This is a genomic window from Adlercreutzia muris, assembly GCF_041223505.1.
Lineage (GTDB): Bacteria > Actinomycetota > Coriobacteriia > Coriobacteriales > Eggerthellaceae > Adlercreutzia > Adlercreutzia muris.
This window is the reverse complement of sequence record NZ_JBCLQK010000005.1, coordinates 148,428-163,598: the sequence shown is the minus strand read 5'-3', so window position 1 is coordinate 163,598 and position 15,171 is coordinate 148,428. Positions and strand designations below refer to the sequence as shown.

Here is a 15,171-nt window from a genome sequence, read left to right as displayed (position 1 = left end):
ATTTCGCTCGTCCTCTCTCCGCTTCGCCCCGGTGAGCCTTTCCCTTGCTCGCCTGGCGGTTATCTCGATGCCAAATTCCCTGATGAATTGGCATATTTTCTCTCTCTTGCAAACACTCGCTCCGCGTTTTGGGCGCAGGAGTGCCAAAGAGTGTTTGCATCTATGGATTATTATCTACAAATCGGCAACAAAGTAAAGCCAAAATATCTTCGATTTCCACCGTTATACTGGGCTTTTACTATTGATCGGTCGTTATTTTCGATGCACAAAATGAGCGCCCCCCCCCCCATTTTGCCCCTTCGAAATCCACAAAATCTCGTCAATTCTCCTCAAAGTTTCTTATGCATCATAGTTATATAATGTCTATATTACTTTATAGTTACATTATATATTGATGATTTGTTGTATCAAATATTTGCAACGCACCAGGTAAACTGCTCTTTTTCCAAATTGTAATTAAATCACTACATGCTTATGTGATTATACTATTTGACTGTTCCAAAATTCTTTTATCCCATCATGACATAGTTTGATAATCATTATATGACATAATGTCATTAGGGACTGAGGCTTGTATTCCCCGAGAAAAAATTTTCTCGAATTCGCCTAAAAAGGAATCGGCTCCACGTTCCCTCCAAAACACCATTGCCATCCCTTCCGTTGAATCCCATCTGTCGCCTTCCCCCATCCCCTCCTCATACGATCCCCGTCATCCCTCGCCCCAGCATCAGAGCATAAGAAAAGCGCCCCAAGGGGCGCTTGGTTGTTGCTCGGCTCCAGAGGGGCCATCGCGGCTCCTGAAGCCACGAGCAGCGGCGCTGGCTGGGGGCGCCGCCCGCACTTCGCGGGCCTGGGATCACTTCATGAGCTTGCGGATAAGCTGCTCATAGGCCATCACGGCAGCCTGGAGCTCGGCCTTGTGGTTGTCCCAATACTCGTCGAGGGCCTGGCGCATCACCTCAGCGCGGGTGATCTTCATCACCTGGGCAAGCAAGTCAGCGTGCTCCCGCTGTTCGGCGGTCATGGGGACGAGCACCTGGGCGGTCATGCGCGCCGACGAGTCCGCGGGCTCTTCCACGGGCTCGGGGGCCTTCTTGCGCGGCTTGCGGGTTCGGGGGGTCTTGGGCTTCTCGGCGCTCTTCGACGACCCTCGGCGTCCCGCTCCCGCCGCTGGGGCGACATCTGCCAGGGCGGCGACGCCCCCGAACTGATCGGAGGCATCCAGGGCCACGATCGCGACCCCACCATCGGCCCGGGACGACGAGGACGAAGCCTGCCCCGAAAGCGTCCTCTCCGAAACAGCCGGGGGCGCCTCCCCCGGCGAGCCGGCCGCACGGGGGGCCTCTTCTGCCAGCGAGACCACCTCGTAGGCCACCGAGGGGCTCGCCTCCACGGACACTGCGGCGGACGAGGCCGGCGCGGGGGCCTCTTGGGCTTCCCGAGCCTGATCGGCCTCCTGGGCGGCGCCGATGAAGGCGGCCGCGGCCCGGGCGGCGTCCATCTGGGCGCGCAAGTCCTTCTTAGCCATTGACTTCTCCCATGAGCTCGTCGATGAAGAATCGGTAATCGTAGGCCACCTTGGCCGAGGGCGCGTAGTCGAACAGCGACTGCTTGACCGCCTGGGCCTCCTTGATGACCGTGGCCTCGCGAATCCAGGCCCTGAACACCTTGGTGTCCAGCTCGGCGGCCATGGCCTCCGCGTCCTCGTGGATGACCCGCGAGATGGAGGTGCGCGGATTGTAGCGCGTGAGCAGGATGCCGGCGATCTTCAGATCGGGGTTGGTGTACTCGCGGATGGCCTCGATGGTGGCCGCCAGATCGGTCACGCCGTCGAGGGAGTAGGCATCGGCCTGGGCCGGAATGACGACCCAGCTTGCCGCTGTGAGGGCGTTCACCGTGAGGGTGCCCAGAGCCGGGGGCGTATCCAGGATGGCGTAGTCGTAGTCGCCGGCCACGGCGGCCAGGGCCTTGCGGAGCCGGTAGTCCTTCCCGACGCTCGGCATGAGGTCGTCGGCCTTGCCGTTCAGGCGGCTGGCAGGCACCACGGCGTAGCCGTCGATGACCTGGGCCGCTTCGGCGATAGTGGCCTCCCCCGTGAGCACCTCGAGGGAGGAGGGCACGCCGGCGCAGGCGGCCTTGAGCGTCGTCGAGAGGTTCATCTGCGGATCCAGGTCGACGTAGAGCACCCGGGCGCCGTCCTGAGTCAGCTTCGCCCCGATGGCCAAGTTGGTCGTGGTCTTCGCCACGCCGCCCTTCTGCGAGGCCGCAGCCAATGTAATCATCCCGCTATCCTTCCCTGCTTCCCTTCCCGGGCACCGCGAGAGGGCCCAGTGCTCCCATGGTTGATGAAGCATACTATAACATATAATGTTGTTAGGAATATAGGGTGTAATGACCTGGGGATTTCGATTTACATAACAAGCGCCGATGCCAGCGCGCTCGGCGCGAAGGCCCCCTCCTCCGTCACGATGGCGGCGATGAGCGAGGCCGGGGTCACATCGAAGGCCGGGTTGTAGAGGGCCACGCCCTCGGGCGGATGCGGGCACACCTCGGATCCGTCGCGCTCCTCAATGGGAATAGCGGCACCGTCGGCCGTGGCAACATCCACGGTGCTGACCGGCGCGGCCACGAAGAAGGGCACCGCGAAGTGATGGGCCAGAACCGCCACACCAAGGGTGCCGATCTTGTTCGCCACATCCCCGTTGGCCGCGATGCGGTCGGCCCCCACCACCACGGCGTCGATGCGGCCGGCGGCCATGAGGCTCGCGGCCATGTTGTCGCAAAGAAGCGTCGCGGGAACCCCGGCCCGAGCCAGCTCCCACACCGTCAGGCGGGCCCCCTGGCCCACGGGCCGCGTCTCGTCAGCCCAGACGCGCTCCACGAGCCCCTCGGCAGCCGCGGCGTACACCACGCCGAGGGCCGTGCCGTAGAAGGCCGTGGCGAGGCTGCCGGCGTTGCAGTGGGTAAGGATGCGCAGCGGCCGTCCCAGAGCCCGGGCCCGGTCGCGCAACAGGGCCGCGCCCGCGGCTCCGATGCGCCGGTTGGCGGCCTCATCCTCAACGATGAGGCCTTCTACGAGCCCGTACAGAGCCTCGGACACCTCTTGGGCCGCCTGTCCCCCATCCAGGGCTCCAAAAGCCGTCTGAAGGGCCCTGCGCACGGCCCAGGACAGGTTCACCGCCGTGGGACGGGCCTCGGCTACCTCAGAGGCCACAGCCTCCAGAGCCCCCCGGAAACCCCAGCCATCCGCTGCGGCCAAGAAGGAGGTTCCCCCAAAGGAGCAGAAATCCTCCGCGCGTCGGCCCGGGCCGACGCGCGAACCGGCGAGCTCGAAGGCCGCGAGCATGACCGCGGCCGCTCCCGCCACGCCTATGGCCGGGGCGCCGCGCACAGCGAGGGTCTTCACCGCATCCACCACGACACGCCAGTCCGCCGTGCGAATCCACGTAAGCTCGCCGGGCAGGGCCCGCTGGTCGATCATCACGACTCGCGGCTTTCCCTCCTCCCGCTCGACGTAGATGGTCCGGGGCAGGTTATCGAGATGCAACGTCATCGCCGGCTCTTTCTTTTTCAACTTTTTGGCTGTCAAGCCTTTAATGGTAATTTGTAATACGCTAGTTTGTATCTGCCAACGGTGTAAGTCCCGAAACGTGCTGGCAGTGCCTTCTGAATCTATTGGCTCGTCCAACAAGGCAGGAGGTGATGGCCTATGGAGCTTACCATGTTTATCTTGCAGCTGCTGACCGCTCTCACGGGGTTGGCAACGGCAGCGGTGAAACTCTATACCCAGAGCACCGAGCAGAAACGGCAGGGGTTTGATAAAGAAGCCTCGAGTGATAGCGCACTCGAGGCTCACAAACCCAACGGCACTGCCCGCTAACGGCCGGGCCTCCGTTGGCGCCCATTCTAGCAAGTTCCCCCGCCCTGCGCAAGAGCGAAAGGGCCGCATCGCCGACCGATGCCGTCAAGACCCCTCCCTGAAAGAAAGGCGCGGGAGGGCCGAAGCCTTCCCGCGCCTTGGGCGATGCGTAGTTGCACGCTACCGTTGCGAATACGGGCGCGAACGCCGGCGCGCCGCAACCGGCGAAAGCGCCCTAGCGCTGCTGGATGGCAGCCTGAGCGGCGGCCAGGCGGGCCACCGGCACGCGGTAGGGAGAGCAGCTCACGTAGTCCAGGCCGATACGGTTGAACGTGTGGATGGACTCCGGATCGCCGCCGTGCTCGCCGCAGACGCCGCACACGATGTCCGGGTTGCCCTCGTGGCCCAGCTCGACGCCCATCTCCACGAGCTTCGCCACACCGGGATCGATGGTGGCGAACGGGTTGTAGGGCAGCAGGTGCTCGGCCAGGTACTGCGGCACGAACTCGCCCTCCACGTCGTCGCGGCTGAAGCCGAAGGTGGTCTGGGTGAGGTCGTTGGTGCCGAAGGAGAAGAAGTCGGCCTCGGTGGCGATCTCGTTGGCGGTGACGGCTGCGCGCGGCAGCTCGATCATGGTGCCCACGGGGATGGACAGCTCCACGCCCTCGGCCTCGGCGACCTCGGCGATAGTGGCCTCGGCCACACCGCGCAGCTTCGCCAGCTCGGGCAGCACCGACACGAGCGGGATCATGATCTCCGGCTTCGGCGCGAAGCCTTCCTTCTGCAGACGGGCGCAGGCGGTGGCGATGGCGCGCACCTGCATCACGGGCAGGATGGGGTACACGATGCCCAGACGGCAGCCGCGCATGCCCAGCATGGGGTTCTGCTCGGCAAAGCCGTCGATCTTCTCCAAAAGCGCGCGCTTCTCGGCGATGACGTCGGCCGAGGCGCCGGACACCTCCAGCTTGGCGATCTCCACGTCCAGCTCGCGCGGGCTCTCCAGGAACTCGTGCAGCGGCGGGTCCAGCAGGCGCACGATGACCGGCAGGCCGTCCATGGCCTTGAACATGCCGTAGAAGTCGCCCACCTGGGCCTCGTAGAGATCAGCCACGGCCTTCTCGCGGATGAGCTCGTCGTCGTTCAGGATGAAGGTCTGGATGATCTGCTTGCGGTCGCCCAGGAACATGTGCTCGGTACGGCACAAACCGATGCCCTCAGCACCGAAGCCGCGGGACAGCTCGGCGTCCTCGGGATTGTCGGCGTTGGCGCGCACGCCCAGGGTGCGGAACTCGTCGGCCCACTCCAGAATGGTGTCCAAATCGCCGGTCAGCTCGGGCAGCACCAGATCCACCGCGCCCAGCACCACGATACCGGTGGTGCCGTCGATGGAGATCATGTCGCCCTCGCGGATGACGATGTCGGTGCCGGCGATGGCCGCCTCCTTCTTGGCCGCGTCGATCTTCAGGGCCTCCACGCCGCAGACGCACGGCGCGCCCATGCCGCGGGCGATAACGGCCGCGTGGGAGGTCTTCCCGCCATGGGAGGTGAGGATGCCCTCGGCGGCGATCATGCCGGCCAAATCGTCGGGGTTGGTCTCCCAGCGCACGAGCACGCACTTGCGGCCGGCCTCGGTGGCGGCCACGGCGTCGGCGGCGGAGAAGACGGCCTCGCCCACCGCGGCGCCCGGGGACGCGTTCAGGCCGCGGGCCACCACGTCGTAGGTGGCGTCCTTGTCGAACTGCGGGTGCAGCAGCTGGTCGAGCTGGTCGGGGGCCACGCGCATGACGGCCTCCTCCTTGGAGATGAGGCCCTCGCGCTCCATGGCGATGGCGATGCCGAGGGCCGCCGCGGCGGTGCGCTTGCCGGCGCGGGTCTGGAGCATCCAGAGCTTGCCCTGCTCGATGGTGAACTCGATGTCGCACATATCGCGGAAGTGGTTCTCCAGCACGCCGAAGATCTCCTCCAGCTGGGCGCCGGCCTCTTCCAGGCCCTCCACTTCCTTCAGCTCGGCGATGGGGCTCGTGTTGCGGATGCCGGCCACCACGTCCTCGCCCTGGGCGTTCACCAGGTAGTCGCCGTAGAACTCCTTGGCGCCGTTGGCGGGATTGCGGGTGAAGGCCACGCCGGTGGCGCTGGTGTTGCCCTTGTTGCCGAACACCATGGACTGCACGTTCACGGCCGTGCCCAAATCGTCGGCGATCTTGTTGGTGGCGCGATAGAGCACCGCGCGGGGGTTGTTCCAGGAGCCGAACACGGCCTCGATGGCCAGCTGCAGCTGCACCATGGGATCCTGCGGGAACTGCACGGCGCCGTCGACCACCAGCGTCGGGTAGGCCTCGCCATCGACGTTGTCGGCGAAGATGGTCTTGAACTCGCCCACGAGTTCCTGCAGGTCATCGGCGGTCAGGTCGGTGTCGGAGGCGGCACCGCGGTCGTTCTTCATGGCCACGATGGCGTTCTCGAACAGGTCGCCGTCCAGGCCCATGACCACGTTGGAGAACATCTGGATGAAGCGGCGGTAGGAGTCCCAGGCGAAGCGCGGGTTCTCGGTCTGCTTGATGAGGCCCTGGATGGAGGCGTCGTTCAGACCCAGGTTCAGCACGGTGTCCATCATGCCCGGCATGGAGAAGGGGGCGCCGGAGCGGACGGAGACGAGCAGCGGGTCCTCGGCGTCGCCGAGACGCTTGCCCATGCGCTCCTCGAGGTCGGCGCGGTACTCGGCGATGGTGTCGAGGGCGCCTTCGGGCCACACGTTGCCGGCGTTGGCGTACTCCATGCAGGTCTGGCAGGTGATGGTGAATCCCGGAGGCACCGGCAGGCCGATGTTGGCCATTTCGGCGAGGTTGGCGCCCTTGCCGCCGAGCACCCACTTCATGTCGGTGTTGCCCTCGGTCACGTTGTTCCCGTTGGCGTCCTTGCCGAAGGCGTAGACGCGCTTCACTGCTTCTGTCACCTTACTTCTCCTTAAGCTGTGCACGCGTGCGTGCGGCTTACCTTTCCGCCCGAACCGGTGACAGGCCTCGCAGCACCCGCGAAACGGCGCAACGCCACAGGCTGCCGCCCCATGGCGCCGCGAGCCGCCCGGGTGCCGGGGCGCTTGCCGCACCGACCCTGACGCGCTCATAAATGAACTGCCCTGATTATAGGCCATTTCACGGCTCCGGGTATCGCCAAGCCCCATCCAGCTGCCGCAGTACCGCAAAATCTCCCCAGCGGCGATCCCCCGCTCCCGCAGCAGCCATGGCGAGCGCGGCATCCGGAGGCGGCGGCCGTGGCTCCAATGAGCGTGGCGGTCAGCGAAACGGACGATCCGCGGCGTCGGACGATCCGCGGCGTCGGACGCGGCAGCAGCTGCGATCCGCGGCGTCGGACGCGGCAGCAGCTGCGATCCCGGCGAGCGGAGCGGCGGTCGGGCGCGGCAGCAGCTGCGATCCGCGACGTCGGGCGCGGCAGCACTGCGATCCCGGCGAGCGGGGCGGCGGTCGGGCGCGGCAGGAGGGCATGGCGGCCCGCCGCGACACCCGACCGCGGCACGCCCCCGCCCCCGAGGGCTACGGCACGCCCCCGCCCCCGAGGGCTACGGCACGCTCCCGCCCCCGAAGGCTGCGGCGCCAGCGCCCCCGAAGGCTGCGGTGCCAGCGCCCACCCCCATGGCGGGAGACATCCCCCGAGCAGCCAGTCCCCCCCCCACAGCCGATGGAGCCCGTTGCCGGGACATCAAGCGGATACTCGCCGTTTTTCCACGATGTGAACGGTTCGTTCGCCAATTTGCGGCAGACAACGACCCACAGACGCCCTTCTCCCCAACTTTTTCGCCCGAAATCACCGATGCGCCCGTGCAGGCCGGCAATTACCGGCAGCAAGGGATATTCGTATCCCGCTTCAGACGCAAAGTACGGCGCTTTTTCACGATGCTCCCGTGCAAATCGTCACTTTGTGCCGCGTCGGCAGCCCTCCGCCGTGAGGTCATAGCCCGCCGCCCCAGCCCATGACGCCCCGGTGGCCTTCCCTTTTGATTTTACCGACGGATGTCTTTTCTTACTGGCGGATGTCCGGCCCGACAGTGCAGAGGAACCCCCTGAAACCGAAGAAAAGCCTGTTCAGATGTTCGTGAAGACAGCATGGCGACACCGACGCGACGCACCGGCGGTTTGGGGACGGTTCCGCAGGGTCTTGAAATGCGGCAGCCTTTCCCCCTATAGTCCCTGCACCACCATTGGACCGGCTCGGCATGACCCTCGGCTGGATCGCGGAGAGGATTCCCTATGCGTTTAGCGCTCTACGGCAAAACCGCTCTCTCGGTTTTAATGACCCTGCCCTCCATCGATCGCGACCGCGCGGTGGCGCAGGAGGCCCTCGACGGCTGCCAGCCCACCGCGCAGGCCCTCCGCTACGTTCGCCGTCGCTATCCGCAGCTTCCCGACCCGCTGCACCTCCTCGCCCCTCGATGGGAGCGCGCGCTCGGCACGGCGGCGGCATTACACAGCGCGCGGGCCCCGCTGCCCGCGGGCTCCCTGCTCAAAATCCACAGCGGCATTTACGTGCCATCGTGCGAGCTCTGCCTCGCCCAGCTCGCACGAGAGTCCACCGATCAGGAACTCATCTTGTACGGCGGTCTGCTCTGCGGGTCATTCGCCATCGATCCCATCTGTGCCACGGGCCTGCGCGAGCGCGCACCTCTGACGGACGTTGCGACCATAGCCCGATTCGCCCGCCTTCATCCCGGAATCAAGGGGCTGAAGGCCCTGCGCCGCTGCCTACCCCACATGACCGAGCTGGCCGCCTCGCCTCCCGAGGTATTTCTGCGCATGGCCCTCTGCCTCCCCCACCGCCTCGGCGGATTCGGCTGCGAGGGGGCTCTCGTCAACCATGCGATTCCCTTGGGCAAGCGCGGGCAAAACCTGGCAGGGCGCTCCTCGCTCGTTCCCGATCTCTACTGGCCCGGCTGCCGGCTCGATGTCGAATACGATGCCGATTCCGTACACCTCACCAGCCACCAAGCCATGCTCGACGCCACAAAACGGCTCGCGCTGGAGGCCGAGGGCTACCGGGTAATCACAGTCACCTCTCTGCAGCTCGGCAGCAGCCGGCACATGGCCAATGTGGCCCGCGAGGTGAGCCGCTGCGCCAAGCGGCCCATGCGCATCCGAAGCAAGCGCTTCCCTAAAAGCCATCGATCCCTTTTCGCCCTGGACTGGTCGCTGCGAACGCTCTTCAAGACCCCCGATCAATATGAGAACAGCCGGGATGCCGGAAAGCCCGGCAAGAGCACCGCGCCGAGACCCGATCGCGAGTATTAAGGGGCAGCATGGCGGCGAGGAAGTGTCGTGGCGATAGCGGGGCGAACGAGGGACGGCAGGGCGATGGCGGGCGCGAGGGGGCACGCCGGGGTGCGGCCGCGGACGATGGGGCCGCACCAGAGCACGGCCGTAAACGACGGAGAGGCTGCACCGAGGTGTGGTCGGAAGCGATGAGGGATCGCCGCGAAGCGCGACATCAAACGACGAGGAGGGGAAGCAGGGCAATGATCAGGGCGACGACTCGGCAGCGGAGCGGCAGCCGAGGCGGCGACCCGGCGGCGGAGCGGCAGCCGAGGCGGCGACCCGGCGGCGGAGCAGTGGCCGAGGCGGCGACCCAGCGGCGGAGCGATACCCGGGCGGCACCCGGGTATCGCTCCTTTTTCGCGACAGCTCCAGGGAAGATGTCCGAAAATGCCGATATGATCGGGCGATTCGGCATTTTCGGACAGCTCTTTGCGCCAATTGCAGAGGATGGAGGGAGAAGCTGCCTGTTTTTTGCGGTATGCACGGGCCAACCGTAGTTTTCAGCCGCAAATAACTGCCAGGAGAGATCGCAGAGCCGCTAGCGCGTCGCAAAAGCACGATGTGCTCGAGCACATCGTGCCTCTCGGCCGCATTCCCCGAATAAAAAACTTCCGAGCCTCTATAGCACCGAAAAAAATGCGAGGTATCCGGGCACATCGTGTTTCTCGGCCGCTCCCCCGACCGCGCCGCGAGCCGCACCCCTCCCCGCAGCCGCGCCCCGGGCGGCAGCACCGCCGCAGGCTGGCCTCTCGACCGCCAGCGCACCCCGACCCCGACCGTGCCGCGAGCCGCACCCCTCCCCGCAGCCGCGCCCCGGGCGGCAGCACCGCCGCAGGCCGGCCCCTCGACCGCCAACGCACCCCAACCCCGACCGTGCCGCGAGCCGCACCCCCCTCCCCGCAGCCGCGCCGCGGGCCCCGGCTCCTTCGCGGCACTTTCCCGGGCGCGGTTACGCGAGGGTTCCCTCGCCGGGCGGGTGACTGCGCTCGTAGTAGCGCAAAATCTCTTGGGCGGTCTCCTCCACGGCGCGGCCCTCGGTGTGGATGACGATGCAGCCGAGGCGCCGCATGAGAGCCCGGGAGGCATCCAGGTCGCGGTAGACGTACTCCGGGTCGGCATAGTCCTTGGTGATGAGCTGCATCTTCCCCGCCGCCTTCTTGATGCGCTTCTGGCGGATACCGATGAGCACGTCGGGGCTGATCATGAGCCCGAACAGTCGCGTGCGGTCCACATCGAAGATCTGGGAAGGCGGCTCGGTGGAGGGATCCAGGGGCACGTTGGCCACCTTGTAGCCCTGCTGTGACAGATAGATGGACAGAGGCGTCTTCGAGGAGCGCGACACGCCCAGAAGCACGATGTCGGCCTTGGTGAGATCCTCGGGGTTCTGGCCGTCGTCGTGGGCGATGGTGAACTCGATGGCGGCGATGCGCCGGAAGTAGTTGTGATCCACCACGCGCAGGGCCCCGGGCGCCCCCACAGGCTCCATGCCGCTCATCTCGGCGATGGCGTCCACGGCGCTCGTCATGACGTCCACGGCCAAAATGTTGGGGTGGCGCCCCACGAAGGCGGCCAGCTCGCGGCGAATTTCGGCATCCACGAGGGTGTAGAAGACAAGGATGCGGTCGTCGCCGAGCTCCTGCCGATGGTAGCGCACGTGCTCGGTCAGGTAGTCGTGCACCTCCTGGTAGCTCTTCACCTTCGAGAACACTTCCAGGCGCGGGTTCGTGACGCCGAACTGGGCTGCGGCGGCCCGAGCCACCACCTGGGCGGTCTCGCCGATGGAATCGGAGACCACATGGATGGTGGGCACGCGGGCCGCCCGCTCGTCAGGAGTACAGTTGTGCATGGCAACCGCCTTTTCTCTTGCAAAACGCCAAGACTTGGCCGAAAACAGGTCGGGAGGACCGCCCGTGCTCGGTCAGTCCTCGCCTTCGTGAAAAGAGGTGGGGAAATTGTACACCTCTTTTCACGAGTCTGCGGAATCTGCGCGCGGGCAATCCCCCCGACCCCTTCCCTCCTTTACCAAGAAAGCAGGGCTACGGTTGTCGAAGGCTACTTCTTGGCCATGGCGCCGAAGTCGGCGACGTGGGCGAAGGCGTTGGCGAAGCGGTTCAGCAGCTTCAGGCGGTTGGCCCGCACCTCCGGGTCGTCGTCCATGACCATGGTGGTCTCGAAGAAGCGGTCCACCGGGGCTCGCAGGGCGGCCAGGGCCACGAGCGCGTCGGCGAAGCGGTCCTCGCGCAGGGCGGCGGCCACGGCCTCCTCGGCGGCGACGACCGCCTCGGACAGCGCACACTCAACCTCGGACAGCTCGGCCTTCTTGTAGCCGGTGCCCAGCTTGACATCGCGCAGATTGTTGGCGCGGGCGAAGGCCGTGGCCAAATCGGCGAACACTTCCGGCTGCTCGGTGCGGGCGGCCTCCAAGGCGCGGGCCCGGGCGGCCAGCACCATGGGCTCCTCGATACCGCAGGCCAGCACCGCGTCGATGGTGTCGGCCTTCACGCCCGCGTCGCGCAGGGCCACCTTCTCGCGGGTGATGAAGAAGTCAATGATCTCCCGACGCACCGCGGCGTTGTCGAACTGAAGCCCCGCCTCGCGGTAGATGATGAGGGCGGCGTCGATGGCCTCCACCAGATCGATGGGCAGGCCCGTCTCCAAAATGGCCAGCACGCCCAGGGCGGCGCGGCGCAGGGCGAAGGGGTCCGACGAGCCCGTGGGCGAGGCGCCCACGGCGAACAGGCCGCAGATGGTGTCCAGCTTGTCGGCCAGGGCCACCACCTGGCCCACCACGTCGGTGGGGATGGCGTCGCCGGAGAAGCGGGGGCGGTAGTGCTCGGCGATGGCGCGGGCCACGCGCTCAGGCTCGCCGGCGGCCGTGGCGTAATAGCTGCCCATGACGCCCTGGACGCTCGTGAACTCGATGACAGCGGCCGTGACCAGGTCGGCCTTGGCCAGGTAGGCGGCCCGAGCGATGTCGTGCATCTCCTCGCGGGCGATGCCGGCCGCCGCCGTCAGGCGCGCCGACAGCTTCACCACGCGCTCGGTCTTGTCACGCATGGTGCCCAGGGCCTCCTGGAACACCACTTCGTCCAGGCGCTCCACGTAGGCGTCCAGGGGCTGCTTCAGGTCCTCCTCGTAGAAGAACTTCGCGTCGTAGAGGCGGGCCGCCACCACGCGCTCGTTGCCGTCCACGATGGTGGCCTCGCGCTCCGGATCGCCGTTGGAGACGATGATGAACTTGTTCGTCAGCTTGCCGCCGTCGTACAGCGGGAAGTAGCGCTGGTGCATGAGCATGGCGTCCACGATGATCTCCTCGGGCACCTTGAGGAACTCCTCGTCGAAGGTGCCCACCATCACCGTGGGGTACTCGGACAGGTTGATGACCTCGGTCAGGGTCTTGGCCGGCAGCTCGGCGACATATCCGGTGGCCGCCTCGGCCGCCGCCACGCCGGCGCGGATGCGAGCCTCGCGGGCCGCCTGGGTGGGCACCACGTAGGCACCCTCCACCACGGACACCAGCTCGTCGGCGCAGGGCACCGTATGGGGGCCGGGGGCCAGGAAGCGGTGGCCACGGGTGGTGTTGCCCGCCACAAGTCCGGCGTACTGGACGGGGATCACCTCGTCGCCGAGGAGGGCCACCAGCCAGCGCACCGGCCGCGAGAACATCTCGCGGGTGGTGCCCCAGCGGCAGGACTTCGGCCAGCTGATGCCGTCGATGATGCCGCGCAGCACCTCGGGCAAAAGCGCCGCCACGGGCTGGGCGGCCACGCTGCGCACGGCGTACACGTACTCGGTGCCGTTCTCGTCGCGGCGCTCCAGGGCGTCCACGTCGAGCCCCTTGCCGCGGGCAAATCCGATGGCGGCCTTGGTGGGGGCGCCGGCCTCGTCGAAGGCGATCTTGGCGGCCGGGCCGCGGAATACCTCTTCCAGGGCCTCGGTCTGGTCGGCCACGGCATCCACGATGGCGATAAGCCGGCGCGGGCTCGTGTAGATGGCCACGTCCCCATGGGGAATGCGCACGGCATCCAGAGAGGCCGGCACCAGCTCGGTCAGCTGCTCGGTGGCGCGCTTCAAGTCGAAGGCGGGAATCTCCTCGGTGCCGATCTCGAAGGCGAGGGTCGCGGTACTCGTCATCTTAGGCCTCCTTCTCGGCCGAAGCGTCGTCGGCGATGGTCACAAACTCGAAGGCGCGCTCGGTATGCTCGGCCGCAGCCGCGGCGCCAGGACAGCCGGAGGCCTCTTCCGGGTGCATCGGCACCAGGTTCGCCCCCGTTTCCGCGACAGGCTTCGCGAGCGGGTCGGGCACCTCGGCCAGCAGGGCATCCAAATCGGCGGTGTCCACGTCCATGCCCACCACGTTCTTCATGTAGGAGGCGCAGCAGGCCTTGGCCAAGGTGCGCACGCGCAGGATGTAGGCCATGCGCTCGGTGGCCGAGATGACGCCGCGGGCGTCCAGCAGGTTGAAGGCGTGGCAGCACTTCAGCACCGAGTCGTAGGCCGGCAGCGGAAGGTCGGCCTTCAGGGTGCGCAGGCACTCCACCTCACGGTCGGCGAACTCCTGGAACAGAAAATCGGTGTCGGCCACCTCGAAGTTGTACTTCGAGTACTCGCGCTCGTTTTCCAGGTACACGTCGCCGTAGGTGAACACCACGCCGTCGTCGCCGCGGGCCCACACGATGTCGAACATGTTGTCCACGCCCTGGACGAACATGGTGAGCCGTTCCAGGCCGTAGGCGATCTCCACGGGCACCGGGTCGCACTCGAAGCCGCCCACCTGCTGGAAGTAGGTGAACTGGGTCACCTCCATGCCGTCGATCCAGATCTCCCAGCCCAGGCCCCAGGCGCCCAGCGTGGGGCTCTCCCAGTCGTCTTCCACGAAGCGCACGTCGTGGGCCGCGACATCGATGCCGATGGCCTTGAGGCTTCCCAGGTACAGATCCTGGATATTCTCCGGCGAGGGCTTGATGAGCACCTGGAACTGGTAGTAGAACTGCCCGCGGTTGGGGTTCTCGCCGTAGCGGCCGTCGGTGGGACGGCGGCAGCCCTGCACGTAGCAGGTGCGCCAGGTATCGGGGCCGAGCGAGCGCAAGGTGGTGGCCGGGGCGTTGGTGCCGGCGCCCACCTCGTTGTCGTAGGGCTGCAGGACCACGCAGCCGGTGCCGGCCCAGTAGCGCTGCAGGTTCATGATGACGTCCTGGAAGGTGGGGGGCAACGTCTCCTCCACGATGCTTGCGGCATCCATTTCCATGGCTCTCCTTCTTCGGTCGGTTCCTACAATATCTCCCGCGCGACGCCAGAGGGCGGCGCCTCCACCGCGCCGAGCGCGGCGGCTCTCGCTCAGCCCTCGGGCCCTAGAGCACGCCCACGTCGGTCAGCGGCCAGTAGATGAATATCGCCTTGCCGGTGACCGATCGCTCGGCGATGGCCCCGAAATAGCGGGAATCCTGGGAATTGGTGCGGTTGTCCCCCATCACCCAGAGGGAGTCCGCCGGCACAGTATAGGGGTAGTCCACCGTGGTGCCGGGCAGGGACGTGAGGGGGAAGGACGGCTCGCCGCGGGTGTAGGGCTCGTCTTGGAGCACGTCGTCCACGTAGACCCGGCCGTCGCGCAAATCGACCACCTGGCCGCCCACGGCGATGACCCGCTTGATGAGGATGCGGCCCGCGTGATCGGGGTCGGGATCCTCGAAGGTGACGATGTCGCCGGGGGCCGGATCGCTGCTGTAGTAGGTGATCTTCTCGGAGAACACCATGTCGCCGGGCTTGATGGTCTCCTCCATGGACCCCGAGGGAATCTCGTAGGCCTGGAAGACGAAGGTGCGCAGACCCCAGGACAGCACGAGCACCATGGCCACCAGGCCGATGACGCTGAGCAGGGTGCGCAGGATGCCGGCCGACTGGCGCGGGCGCTGCTGATAGGCGGCGTGATCGCTTTCGTACATCGGTGGGCAGCCCCTTCTCTGCGGTGTGAACATACCATGAAAGGTC

Annotated in this window: 10 protein-coding genes; 2 read left to right on the top strand and 8 right to left on the bottom strand. The window is 66.3% G+C overall.

The window, feature by feature from the left end; genetic code table 11:
* Nucleotides 1–856: 856 nt before the first annotated feature.
* From AAK988_RS06560 to mtnA, 3 genes are all read right to left on the bottom strand, one after another.
* Nucleotides 857–1,528: a hypothetical protein gene (locus AAK988_RS06560; RefSeq protein ID WP_160325369.1), complete on the bottom strand. Its 672-nt coding sequence runs from the start codon at nucleotides 1,526–1,528 to the stop codon at nucleotides 857–859.
* Nucleotides 1,521–2,282 carry a ParA family protein gene (locus AAK988_RS06555; RefSeq protein ID WP_160325370.1) on the bottom strand — a complete coding sequence of 254 codons (762 nt, stop codon included), beginning with the start codon at nucleotides 2,280–2,282 and terminating at the stop codon, nucleotides 1,521–1,523. The genes AAK988_RS06560 and AAK988_RS06555 overlap by 8 nt, the downstream gene beginning before the upstream one ends.
* Before the next feature lie 128 nt (nucleotides 2,283–2,410).
* Nucleotides 2,411–3,553: an S-methyl-5-thioribose-1-phosphate isomerase gene (mtnA, locus tag AAK988_RS06550; protein ID WP_369873284.1), complete on the bottom strand. Its 1,143-nt coding sequence runs from the start codon at nucleotides 3,551–3,553 to the stop codon at nucleotides 2,411–2,413.
* A 156-nt stretch (nucleotides 3,554–3,709) separates the two neighbouring features.
* Between mtnA and AAK988_RS06545 the strand changes: the two genes are divergently transcribed.
* The gene (locus AAK988_RS06545; protein WP_369873283.1) at nucleotides 3,710–3,880 is read left to right on the top strand and encodes a hypothetical protein; all 171 of its coding nucleotides are present in this window, start codon (nucleotides 3,710–3,712) and stop codon (nucleotides 3,878–3,880) included.
* A gap of 214 nt (nucleotides 3,881–4,094) precedes the next feature.
* On the opposite strand, the gene ppdK is transcribed toward AAK988_RS06545, so the two are convergent.
* Nucleotides 4,095–6,812, bottom strand: a complete 2,718-nt coding sequence (ppdK, locus tag AAK988_RS06540) for a pyruvate, phosphate dikinase (protein WP_242369166.1) — start codon at nucleotides 6,810–6,812, stop codon at nucleotides 4,095–4,097.
* Nucleotides 6,813–8,124: 1,312 nt separating this feature from the next.
* Between ppdK and AAK988_RS06535 the strand changes: the two genes are divergently transcribed.
* Complete coding sequence (locus AAK988_RS06535; protein WP_369873282.1) at nucleotides 8,125–9,159, top strand: putative endonuclease domain-containing protein; 1,035 nt, start codon at nucleotides 8,125–8,127, stop codon at nucleotides 9,157–9,159.
* 973 nt (nucleotides 9,160–10,132) lie between these two features.
* Here the strand turns inward: AAK988_RS06535 and AAK988_RS06530 are convergent.
* From AAK988_RS06530 to lepB, 4 genes are all read right to left on the bottom strand, one after another.
* Nucleotides 10,133–11,029 carry a pyruvate, water dikinase regulatory protein gene (locus AAK988_RS06530; protein ID WP_151432025.1) on the bottom strand — a complete coding sequence of 299 codons (897 nt, stop codon included), beginning with the start codon at nucleotides 11,027–11,029 and terminating at the stop codon, nucleotides 10,133–10,135.
* A gap of 206 nt (nucleotides 11,030–11,235) precedes the next feature.
* Nucleotides 11,236–13,317, bottom strand: coding sequence for a glycine--tRNA ligase subunit beta (glyS, locus tag AAK988_RS06525; RefSeq protein WP_369880525.1), 2,082 nt, complete (start codon nucleotides 13,315–13,317; stop codon nucleotides 11,236–11,238).
* 1 nt (nucleotide 13,318) lies between these two features.
* Nucleotides 13,319–14,431 carry a glycine--tRNA ligase subunit alpha gene (locus AAK988_RS06520; RefSeq protein ID WP_369873280.1) on the bottom strand — a complete coding sequence of 371 codons (1,113 nt, stop codon included), beginning with the start codon at nucleotides 14,429–14,431 and terminating at the stop codon, nucleotides 13,319–13,321.
* Nucleotides 14,432–14,534: 103 nt separating this feature from the next.
* Nucleotides 14,535–15,125 carry a signal peptidase I gene (gene lepB, locus AAK988_RS06515; RefSeq protein ID WP_160325389.1) on the bottom strand — a complete coding sequence of 197 codons (591 nt, stop codon included), beginning with the start codon at nucleotides 15,123–15,125 and terminating at the stop codon, nucleotides 14,535–14,537.
* Between the last annotated feature and the right edge of the window lie 46 nt (nucleotides 15,126–15,171).

Coding starts and splice junctions, on each gene's coding strand:
- AAK988_RS06555 (WP_160325370.1), bottom strand. CDS start 2,282: ATGATTACATTGGCTGCGGCCTCGCAGAAGGGCGGCGTGGCGAAGACC.
- lepB (WP_160325389.1), bottom strand. CDS start 15,125: ATGTACGAAAGCGATCACGCCGCCTATCAGCAGCGCCCGCGCCAGTCG.
- AAK988_RS06535 (WP_369873282.1), top strand. CDS start 8,125: ATGCGTTTAGCGCTCTACGGCAAAACCGCTCTCTCGGTTTTAATGACC.
- AAK988_RS06545 (WP_369873283.1), top strand. CDS start 3,710: ATGGAGCTTACCATGTTTATCTTGCAGCTGCTGACCGCTCTCACGGGG.
- mtnA (WP_369873284.1), bottom strand. CDS start 3,553: ATGACGTTGCATCTCGATAACCTGCCCCGGACCATCTACGTCGAGCGG.
- glyS (WP_369880525.1), bottom strand. CDS start 13,317: ATGACGAGTACCGCGACCCTCGCCTTCGAGATCGGCACCGAGGAGATT.
- AAK988_RS06520 (WP_369873280.1), bottom strand. CDS start 14,431: ATGGAAATGGATGCCGCAAGCATCGTGGAGGAGACGTTGCCCCCCACC.
- AAK988_RS06530 (WP_151432025.1), bottom strand. CDS start 11,029: ATGCACAACTGTACTCCTGACGAGCGGGCGGCCCGCGTGCCCACCATC.
- AAK988_RS06560 (WP_160325369.1), bottom strand. CDS start 1,528: ATGGCTAAGAAGGACTTGCGCGCCCAGATGGACGCCGCCCGGGCCGCG.